The 230-nt window shown below is 48.7% G+C and carries 1 protein-coding gene; it reads left to right on the forward strand.

The genetic code is table 11. The features are described from left to right. On the forward strand, positions 1–188 hold a 188-nt coding region (locus KI369_RS30140; protein WP_238484983.1), incomplete at its 5' end, for a biofilm formation regulator BssR. Positions 189–230 lie beyond the last annotated feature (42 nt).

Here is a 230-nt window from a genome sequence, read left to right on the forward strand (position 1 = left end):
AGGAAGAGTGGAGTGCTCTTCATCATGCTGAAGAAGCATTAGCGACAGCCGCAGTATGTTTGATGAGTGGGCACCATGATTGCCCGACTGTTATTACCGTCAACGCCGATAAGCTTGAAAATTGTCTGATGAGCTTAACGCTGAGTATCCAGAGCCTGCAGAAGCACGCCATGCTTGAGAAGGCCTGAAAACTAAGGGGGAGAAAGCGTCTCCCCCTTCATGTTTAAGTT

The sequence above is a fragment of the Bacillus sanguinis genome (assembly GCF_018332475.1).
GTDB lineage: Bacteria > Bacillota > Bacilli > Bacillales > Bacillaceae_G > Bacillus_A > Bacillus_A sanguinis.